General features: G+C 49.8%; 8 protein-coding genes. 5 read left to right on the forward strand and 3 right to left on the reverse strand.

The features are described 5' to 3' along the window. Positions 1 to 111 precede the first annotated feature (111 nt). From QNK41_RS05370 to QNK41_RS05390, 5 genes are all read left to right on the forward strand, one after another. On the forward strand, positions 112 to 1,152 hold the full coding sequence (locus QNK41_RS05370) for an NAD(P)/FAD-dependent oxidoreductase (protein WP_319254543.1): 1,041 nt from the start codon (positions 112 to 114) through the stop codon (positions 1,150 to 1,152). A gap of 884 nt (positions 1,153 to 2,036) precedes the next feature. Beyond that, complete coding sequence (locus QNK41_RS05375; protein WP_319254529.1) at positions 2,037 to 2,240, forward strand: hypothetical protein; 204 nt, start codon at positions 2,037 to 2,039, stop codon at positions 2,238 to 2,240. 706 nt (positions 2,241 to 2,946) lie between these two features. Beyond that, the gene (locus QNK41_RS05380; protein WP_319254531.1) at positions 2,947 to 3,804 is read left to right on the forward strand and encodes a mechanosensitive ion channel domain-containing protein; all 858 of its coding nucleotides are present in this window, start codon (positions 2,947 to 2,949) and stop codon (positions 3,802 to 3,804) included. A gap of 251 nt (positions 3,805 to 4,055) precedes the next feature. Further along, positions 4,056 to 4,367: a DsrE family protein gene (locus QNK41_RS05385; RefSeq protein ID WP_319254533.1), complete on the forward strand. Its 312-nt coding sequence runs from the start codon at positions 4,056 to 4,058 to the stop codon at positions 4,365 to 4,367. A 242-nt stretch (positions 4,368 to 4,609) separates the two neighbouring features. After that, a complete protein-coding gene (locus QNK41_RS05390) occupies positions 4,610 to 5,677 on the forward strand; it encodes an NAD(P)H-dependent oxidoreductase (RefSeq protein WP_319254535.1) in 1,068 nt (355 codons plus the stop codon). A gap of 159 nt (positions 5,678 to 5,836) precedes the next feature. On the opposite strand, the gene QNK41_RS05395 is transcribed toward QNK41_RS05390, so the two are convergent. From QNK41_RS05395 to QNK41_RS05405, 3 genes are all read right to left on the reverse strand, one after another. After that, positions 5,837 to 6,616, reverse strand: coding sequence for a class I SAM-dependent methyltransferase (locus tag QNK41_RS05395; RefSeq protein WP_319254537.1), 780 nt, complete (start codon positions 6,614 to 6,616; stop codon positions 5,837 to 5,839). Further along, complete coding sequence (locus QNK41_RS05400; RefSeq protein WP_319254539.1) at positions 6,613 to 8,004, reverse strand: hypothetical protein; 1,392 nt, start codon at positions 8,002 to 8,004, stop codon at positions 6,613 to 6,615. Before QNK41_RS05400 ends, QNK41_RS05395 begins: the two co-directional genes overlap by 4 nt. A gap of 2 nt (positions 8,005 to 8,006) precedes the next feature. Next, positions 8,007 to 9,616 (reverse strand): DUF885 family protein (locus QNK41_RS05405; RefSeq protein WP_319254541.1); only part of this gene is annotated, 1,610 nt, incomplete at its 5' end.

Raw genomic sequence — 9,616 nt, forward strand, 5'->3', positions numbered from 1 at the left:
CTGATAGACAAACATCCGTGGTTTGAATTTCGGCCCAATATTCACGAGCTTGTTTCAGGAATAAAAACACCGGCCATGCTGCGGTTTTCTAACAAGGCCATCGTCAGGCGGATGGGACACCGGTTTCTCTCCGGTACGGTCACACAAATAGTACCGGGAAAAAAACAGGTCATCACCGCATCCGGAAAAAAGCTCCGCTATGACTACTGTGTGGTCGCCATCGGCGGGGTTACCAATACCTTTGGTGTTCAGGGTGCCGAAAAGTATGCCCTGCCGTTTAAAAACGTAGCCCAATGTCATTCAATTGGACAGACGTTGCAAAAACTTTCCAAAATCAAACGCCCGTTCTACATCGTTATTGTGGGCGGCGGCATCGAGGGAATCGAAGCCCTCGGTGAAATACTGCGTGGCTTCCGAAAACACGACGGTATTCGAATCAGGATTATTGAACGAGCGGCGCATCTTCTGCCGGAAGCGCCGGCAGACGTCGAATCCGAAATTCAAGAACACTGCAGGCCCTATTCCTTTGAAAGCATCACCGGGGTTGTCGTAAAGAAAATCACCCCGAAAACAGTCCTGTTATCCAATGGTCACCGTTTGAAATCGGATGTAACCATCTGGACCGGCGGCGTCAAACCCAACCCGATTCTAAGCAAGTCGGGTTTTACAAACACCCCGGATGAATGGGCACCCGTTCAGGATTCGCTGCAACATGATGCGTATGAAACTGTTTTTTTTGCAGGGGATGCCGCCGGGGTATCCAGTATCCACTCAAAGCAGGCCTACCATGCCATCGATATGGGCGTTTGTGCAGCGGAAAATATCATCAACCTTAACGCCGGCAAGGCAGTAAAACCATTCAAGCCGAGTGGGAAGCCCACCATCGTTTCATTTGGTGATCTTGATTCCTTTGTAATCGCCGGAAAAACCGTGATTGCCGGTAGTGCATTAAACGGCCTGAAAGAGGTTGTTTTTCAAATGATCATGACGGAATTTGACCCCTCGGGTCTGGTGATGAAAGCCCTTCATCTATCCAATCGAGCCGGTAAGACGTCTCTTCGAAAGGGGTTGCCATTAGCACTCTCCCCTTCGGCAATGCTGAAACTCAAAAATGTTCGCATCCTGTCTCAGCGCCCGGAAAAAAAAGAATGAGAAAAAAGAAAAGTTTCACACGATGGCCGATTCGTTGAGGTGAAGTCGTCCCAACGATAAAAATCCGGACGTTTTCATCATTACTGCCTGAAATTATCAGGAACCATTCTCGGGTTTTATCCTGCTTGTTCGTCGCAGGGCCTCAGCCTCAATATAGATCCGGTTTACCACCGGAAGCGCAGCTTTTATTCTATACTCCAATCTGTCAATTGTTTCCTCAATGCCATCGGGTGCAAGATCGTCTGCAAAATTCACTTGAGGTTAACCAAAACCTGATTAGGCCCAAAATACAGGCTCAATGGTCTCCGGAAACTTAGTATCCGTTTTTTGTTTGGGGTTTGCGACCTTCAGTGATTTGGTTCATGAAGTCCAGGATGTTATCAACGGAAAGATCGTTAATGTCATAATCACCGAATTGCTGGCAAAATTTATCCTTAGCGAACGAGTGGGCTCTGACTGTATTTTTTTTTCGAATGGATCTCATGATAGTCGATCCAGATTTTTCCCGCTTTTGACGCTTTCATGAAATACCTCCTTGGCTAAAATGTTTGACAACGGCCCAATGCCAAGGTAGTTGTAAAACGCTCAGATTGAATCTGCAATAATTACATTGTGTTTGATAACTGAGAGCCTCTATATATGTCACTATATCAGGCTTTACTCTGATAGCAATTTAATCAATGTAAATATATACCGAGTTTAAGATCTGTGGTTGCGCTGAATGTTGTTCATCCCTAAGATCACTCAGAAAATTATCCGTAAATACGATGAGCAACCCAAACTGTGTGCTTGACCGTCGATTGTATGGTCGCTAACCATTATCTGATTCGGACGCAAAAAGCCGCGTCCGCACAGTTCATCCGTTATGTGAAGAAGAAATTGAAATGAATACATCAACATTAATGTGGGGTGTGATTTTTGGATCTATAGGACTTGGATTTTTTGTGTATGGAAAAAAACAAAAAGTTATTATTCCGTTTATCAGTGGAATAGGGTTGATGATAATCCCATATTTCATTTCGAATGTATTTATTCTTGTCACCACAGGTATTTTATTTGTTGGCTTCCCTTTTTTTATTAAAAGATAGATCCTAAATAAAAGTATATAAAGGAAGTTTATGTCACATTGGAGTCAATAAATTTTAACGCCTGGAAATACGATTTCAAAATTTAAGCCAGAAATCCTTCAAATAGTTTAGCCCTTGAAATAGAAAAGTTGTTGATCAAAAAGTAAAGCAGGATCATTTTTGATGACCCTGCTCAGCCGATGTCCCTCTGAGATGCCGCTAATCTCTATCGAAAAGATGCACGTACATCCGAGAAGGGTTTTAGATGTTCCCCAAACTTCCTTTTTAAAGAATAACCGTTGGAGGCCGTTAGACCATCCCGTGGCTTAAAATGGCTTGTTGAAGCGGGGTTCCATCTGCTATAAAATGCTGCAGGTTCTTCCCTTTGTCAAGACCTTAACGTAAACTGATAAAGATTTAACGGGATAACTAAACGTAAAAATCTCATATATCTACAACGAATCATCGGTTTTCATAAGATCCGCTTAGCAAAGATGATCTCAATACATCACCACGCGACCTATTTATCAGATATATTCGTTGATTGGTGTGTAATCACCACCCATCCAAAATTGCGTCTGATCATTGACAGATATTCTGGCACTTAAAATAGCGTACACGGTATTTTATAATAACGATCTTCGACTTAGTGCGCTAAAGAAGACTGACACCATTTTTGCGACATCAATGGTGATTAGCTTTTAACCCCAGTTCGAAGGAGGGAAAAATGGAATTATCTGATCTTATGGAAAAGGTATACACGCTATTGACGCTTTATGGCCTCAGAGTCGTCAGTGCTATCGCCATTGTCGTTATTGGGCGATGGGTGGCAAAAGGTATTACGCGGATCATTGAGCGCTTGATGCTAAAAAGAAAGGTCGATGAAACCCTGGTCTCCTTTGTCAGCAATTTAGGCTACGTGGCCATGCTGGCCTTTGTCATTATTGCGGCCCTGAACAAGCTGGGTATCCAAACCGCTTCTTTCATCGCCGTGGTGGGTGCTGCCGGCCTGGCAATTGGGCTTGCACTGCAGGGTTCTTTATCGAATTTCGCCGCCGGCATACTGATGATCATCTTCAGACCTTTCAAGGTAGGCGACTACATCGAGGGTGCAGGAGTGGCCGGAACAGTGGAGGCGATTCAGATCTTTACCACCCAGCTTAAAACCCCCGACAACAAGACCGTCATCATCCCCAATTCCAAAATTTCTAGCGACAACATCGTTAACTATTCTACCAAAGGCACACGGCGTGTTGAACTGGTATTCGGCATCGCCTATGATGATGACATCGACAAAGCGCGTCAGATCATCATGGACATTATCGAAAAGGACGAGCGGGTATTTAAAGATCCTGAACCTATCGTTGTGTTATCTGAACTGGCCGACAGCAGTGTGAACCTGACTATGCGCGCTTGGTCAAAATCAGGAGATCACTGGAACATCTTCTTTGATACAACCGAAAAGGTCAAAAAAGCATTCGATGCTCAGGGCATAACCATACCTTTTCCCCAGCGCGATGTTCACATTTACGAACACAAAACTGATCACATAGGGGAAACCTATTCTTTGGATTCTAACCAGTGATTACAGTAATGGAAAACCGAAGAAGCTGCCGTTTTTCAAACCGGGGAAGGAATTGAAGGAGCGGGTTGATCGTTAACTTTGAAAAGTGGATTTACTTGACCAGGCATTCAAGTAAGATGGTATCTGTAACTTTACGTGATCTGAAATTATCTCAATATATCTGTATTGCGATACTATTTCATTATTGACAAGTAATCACGCCCCAAATGTTTTGACCATTAAGGAACTGACTCCAAAAGAAGAGGCTTGTTATGAATATTCTGTTTATTATTTCTACAGACGACGCAGAAACAGCTTTCAACGCTATGCGATTAGCTAATGTAGCGGTCAAAAAGGGTGATGATGTAAGTGTGTTTATGCTTGGGAAAGGCGTTCTTTTTGAAAAAAGCAGCTCCGAGCAATTCAATATAATGGGACAGATAAATCAATATGAAGGTGATTTTTATGTCTGAGGGGTCTGTATGAAATCCCACGGTCTGGTGGGATCAAGCTCTTGCCCCATCGCCTGGATGGATGATCTCTATGAACTGTCTATGGAGGCAGACAAGGTGTTCACCTTTTAATAGAAAATAATGTCATACAAAATCTGTGCGGAACTTACTTATTTCAATGATTTGCAAAAGCCAACTTTCCCCGACAACTTGATATCTGAACATGGTGCCAAATCAACATACTCTCAATAAATCACCAGTTTTTACGTAAAATGGCTTAACACAAGATCTTTTAGATTACACCGCTTTTAACATGGATTCATTGATGTTAAACTTTAGACTAATATTTCTGTTTTCTTTAAGGAGGAGACGCTATGAAGGTATTAGCCCTTAATTCCAGCGCTCGGACAGGAAGCAACAGTAAAACTGAACTGATGCTAAACCATTTGGTGAAAGGAATGCGCCAAGCTGGAGCTGAGGTCGAAACCATAAACCTGCGAGAAAAAAAAATTAAAGTCTGTATAGGTTGTTATAACTGCTGGACGAAAACTCCGGGACGATGTATTCACCAAGACGATATGACCGAGGAGCTATTCTCCAAATGGCTTGCGGCTGACATTTGTATTTATGCCACACCACTTTTCCACCACACAGTTAATGCCACAATGAAAATATTTCTCGAACGAACCCTCCCGATTCATGAGCCATTTCTTATCGAAAAAGATGGACGATGGATGCACCCTCTACGCCATAAACATTCGGCGGCGGTAGTTCTATCTGTTGCTGGTTTTCCTACAATGTATGCATTTACTGGTCTTTCTCACTATGTAAATTTTCTTTTTGACGAAGAAGAAGGAAGATTGATAGCTGAGATATATCGACCTGGAGCCGAATACTTGCTTCAATCAAGTAATAAAGGAACGGACGTATTCGAAGCAACAGAAATAGCTGGAACTGAATTGGTGAACAATCGCAAAGTTTCACCCGAAACATTGGCCCGCATACAGCAACCTCTTAGCGATACTGAAGAGGATTTTTCCGAATTCGCCAACTGCATGTGGCGGACCTGTATCGAGGGTGGAATCACCCGGAGAAAATATGAAAAGAATGATATGATCCCTCGACCTGACTCACTGAAAACCTTCATGCTCGTATTTGCCAACGGCTTCAATCCAGATAACGCAAAAGACACAAAAGCTATCATACAGTTTGATTTCTCGGGTCAGATTAAAGGCAGTTGCCATTTCATCATTTCTAACGGTACTATCAATGCCGAGATGGGTCCAGCCGAAAAGCCTGACCTTACGATCAATGTACCTTTCGATCTTTGGATGGACATTACAACTGGCAAGGCCGATGGTACTCAAATGTTCATGGAGGAAAAGTACACAGCGGAAGGCGACTTGGATTTGCTTGTAAACATGGGCAAACTTTTTGGATAAGTACATATCCAAAGTTTATAGTTTCTACTGCTATACAAGTTGTAGTATTGATGTTTTCTGGTATGAAATGTCTGATTCCTCCAACATAGCCAAAATTTGAGTGACCTCAAAAAGTGGTGATATTCTTTTGTCGACTGAAGCAATGTGTTGCCAGGCGGTTCAGGATTTCCGAGCTGAGACAACCAGACGCTGGTTCATGCAGCCCACGTCCACCGCACGGTTCAAGGCCGACACATCGCTGTAGCGTTTGATGTCGCCGAAACCCGCGCGAACAACCAGCGCGGTCAGATCTTCCGCACTGTAAAGGCGGATGCAGTAAGTTCGATCCCGGATCATCCCTTGGGCCTTGCTTAGCACCATCTCCCGGGCGCAGATACGGCCCTCGGTGACTTCCCGCTGCCGGCAAACGACCACGTCGTCGCCGATTTCATGCCAGGCAAGAGGGGCCAATGTCGTGCATGCGGCGGCGCCATCAGTGACATCCAGCAGCAGCCAGCCGTGTGGTTTGAGCAGGCGCATACTCTCCTGCAGGATTTGCAGGTCGGCATCCGGCTCTGTAATGTAGCCCAGTGAGTTGCCCAGGATGAGCACATGATCGAGTGTCTCGGGTGGCAGGTCGGTATGACGGGCATCCCCTTGCACAAACTGCACGGACCGGCACTGATCGACAGCCTCACGTTTACCGATGTCGATCAACGACTGCGAATAGTCCAGCACCGTGCAATCGCGAAAACCGCGCCGGCAGAGTTCCAGGGCATGCCTGCCCTGACCGCCACAAAGATCGAGAATGCGGTCGTGGGGTTGCATGGGCACCAGCGACGTGAAGATGTCGATCTCCTGCCGCGTAATCACCTCGTCGCCGATGCTGCGGGCATCGGTCATCAGGTAGACCTCGTCGAAAAGTGTCTTCCACCAGTCGGGGTCCACATCGATGGTCATGGCACCTCCAGGTGCGCACCGAAACCAAACAGGCCGTCCGCCGCGAAGATGGCCGGGCCGCCTCGCCAGGGCTGCAGGCGCGCAATTTCCAGTTCTTCTTCTTCGATATCGATGTAAGCATCCAGTTCACCGGCATGCCACATTTGCTCCAGCTTGATGCTGTCGTCCCAAATGGCCCGGCCGTAGATCTCCAGGTCTGCCAGCTGCTGCGCCGTGATGATGCGTGGTCGCAGGGCAATCTTGATCGGCCCCAGCAGGTAGGTGAACTTCTCCTCTATCGCCATGGCGTTCTGCGCGTCTTCGATGGCCAGCAGGTCGCCATAATCCATCTGCGCAATGGTGCCGTTGATGCGATCGACGGCCTCGCGCACCGTCATGGGCGATTTTAATATGGCCATGGGCTGCACGCCGCCGCCGCTGCCCACATTGGTGGGCACGTCTCCATAGCGGCACAGAAAACCGAAGATCTGGTCGGGCCCGATCAGGCACCGAAAATCCGTCTGGCGATCCTTGAGCACGATCCGCCCCTGTTCCCGGTCGATTTCCGGCATGGCCTCCCCCCACAGGCCCAGGGCAACTTTCGCCTGAACGATATACCCCCCCGTGGTCAGGGCGGTTTCAATGGCATCGTCTCCGTTCTGCCCGATCCCGCCCACCCTGACGCCTATGCCGGAATAACCGCGCTCGGGTTTGAGCACCAGGTGAGACCAGTTTTCCCGCGTCCATTCGGCCAGATCCCCGATGGTTTCGCCCTTAGGGCCGATCGTCGTGCGGGGAAAAAACCGTCGGGTCCAGGGCGTTCGGCGCACGGTTTCCGGATGGAAGCGCTTGGACTGCAACCCGGTGATGACTTCGAACATGCTTTTCACGTTGATCGGCTCGGTGCCGCGGGGATTGAGAATTCGGTTCTCTCGGATGGCCTGGTAGAGCGCCGTCAGATCGTGTTTGCGGTGCAGCTTGAGGAAAACGTCATTGTTGAAATCCATGAAGATCAGCGACACCGGCCGCCCCTGGTGGCAGACGCGGCCATTTTTCAGCTCGAACTCGTGGGGTGCGGCAAGAATGCCGGTAATGCCGTCCACGGCGTCCAGCCGCCGGGCCAGATTGATGTTCTCGGTGACATCGGCCAGGGTCTCCTCTTCGGCCACCACCGCCAGCAGACCGGGATTGGCGCCTTCCCGCTGGCGATGGACGGCGAGCAGCATCTCGGCGAAGCCGACCACCGGATAGAGCATCGGATGATCGAAATCCAGGTCAACCCCGGTGGGCTTGGTCTGGTTGATTTTCTGCCATACCACCTTGGCGATTTCCTGAGTCATGCGTTGGTAGTCCCATCCTCCGGGACTGCCGAGATTCCACTCCGAATGATAGCCGCGAAAACTGGACACGCTTAGCCTCCTTGCTGCAGTATCTGCGCTAAATGATGAAAACTGATTTCTCCTTGCTCCAGAACCCGGCGGGCGAAAGCGACCGGATCGGTTCCCTTTCGACAACTCTCATCGTACAACCGGCGGAAGCGGCGGCGCCCCAAAGTGTAGGACAGCTGGTAACCCGGTTTCAAGCTGTATCTTCGGACCATGGCCGTGGCCCGGCCGCGATCCATGCCCAGCTCGGCCAGGAAAACGGCGGCTTCGTCGAGCGTTCGTCGGTGCATATGGATCTCGAAGTCAATCTGTCCGCGCACAGCACGCCAGAAACGCCGCTTGGCCATCAGCATGCGGTCCACCGGACCGGAGAAGAAGCCTGTTTCGAACATCAGCTCTTCGGCAAAGCTGGCCCAGCCTTCATAGAAAATCGGAAACTCGATGTGGCGCCGAATCGGTCGCGCATGGCGCCAGCGGCCGGTGTCCAGCAGGTGATGGCCGGGATAGGTCTCGTGGGCTGTCAATAGCCGGTAATCCGCCGGGATCGAGGCCCTTTGGCCGGTTTCCAGGATAAAAAAGGTGCCGCCTCTGGGCGGGTTGATCGGCGGCATACTGTAGGCGGCATTGCTGCGCACCGGCCGCATGTAATCCGGTATGCCCATCACCGTAACCGGGCACTGCACCACCTCGTCGGCTGCGATCAACCCTTGTGCCGAGCAGTGCCGGGCCAGCTTGGATATGGTGTGGCGGTAGAGTTGTTGGGCGCCGCCGGGCGGCATTGGGGGGCGGGGCAGCGCGTCAACGACCATTTGCCAGGGGCGACCGGGGGCCATGGATGCGGCCGATTGGTCGAGGATCGCCCGAGTCTCCGCAATTTCTTGGGTCAACTCGCGTTCAATCTCGTCCGGTGTGAGCAAACATCCCATGTGCTCAACGGCGATTTGCTCGTAAAGACTGATCGGCAGCAAGAAGTTCTCGACAACCGCGGCCTGTCTGAAATGGTTGTCCAGCCGTTGAAAAGCATCGCCGATGGACGCGCGATAAGCTTCCGGCAGTTGCAGGGCCGCCAGCCAGCGGCGTTGTTTCCCCAGCATTTCGATTCCCAGATCGCGAAAGAGCCCGGGGATGCGCTTGAGATTTCCTCTGGCCTGGTCGAGAAATCCGGGAAGATACTTCAGGCGCGCTTCCAGCGCCTGGGATCCGGCTTCAAGGGCTTCGGCCAACCCGATGCCGACGATGGTCAGGAAAAAGGTTGGCTGTGTCTCATGCACCTTGACCCGGACGAGTTGGTCACGAAGCGTGCGGATGACCCGGCACAGCATGGCCGCATCGATATTGCGTGCAGATGGCGTTGGCTGGTGCGGTTGATGGTCAAGATCGTGTTCCCATCGGGTCAGCTTCCCGATGACGTCCGCCAGGCCTGTCGGGGAGAAATCATCCCAGCGGGACCAATCGAACACCCTGGCCCTGGCCTGGGGAAAAAAATGAAATTCATCGCTGGCCATGCAGATCGGAAACTGCACGGCCAACGAATCAAACACGTCACCGGCAAGGAGCGCCAGTTGATTGTCGACAGGGTTGTCAGTGGTATGATCAGGCATTTGATGTCGGGCTAAGCGGCGCGAGGTCCAGACAA

This window comes from Desulfosarcina sp. (assembly GCF_033791525.1).
Taxonomy (GTDB): Bacteria; Desulfobacterota; Desulfobacteria; order Desulfobacterales; family Desulfosarcinaceae; genus Desulfosarcina.

Coding starts and splice junctions, on each gene's coding strand:
- QNK41_RS05390 (WP_319254535.1), top strand. CDS start 4,610: ATGAAGGTATTAGCCCTTAATTCCAGCGCTCGGACAGGAAGCAACAGT.
- QNK41_RS05380 (WP_319254531.1), top strand. CDS start 2,947: ATGGAATTATCTGATCTTATGGAAAAGGTATACACGCTATTGACGCTT.
- QNK41_RS05370 (WP_319254543.1), top strand. CDS start 112: ATGGGACACCGGTTTCTCTCCGGTACGGTCACACAAATAGTACCGGGA.
- QNK41_RS05375 (WP_319254529.1), top strand. CDS start 2,037: ATGAATACATCAACATTAATGTGGGGTGTGATTTTTGGATCTATAGGA.
- QNK41_RS05395 (WP_319254537.1), bottom strand. CDS start 6,616: ATGACCATCGATGTGGACCCCGACTGGTGGAAGACACTTTTCGACGAG.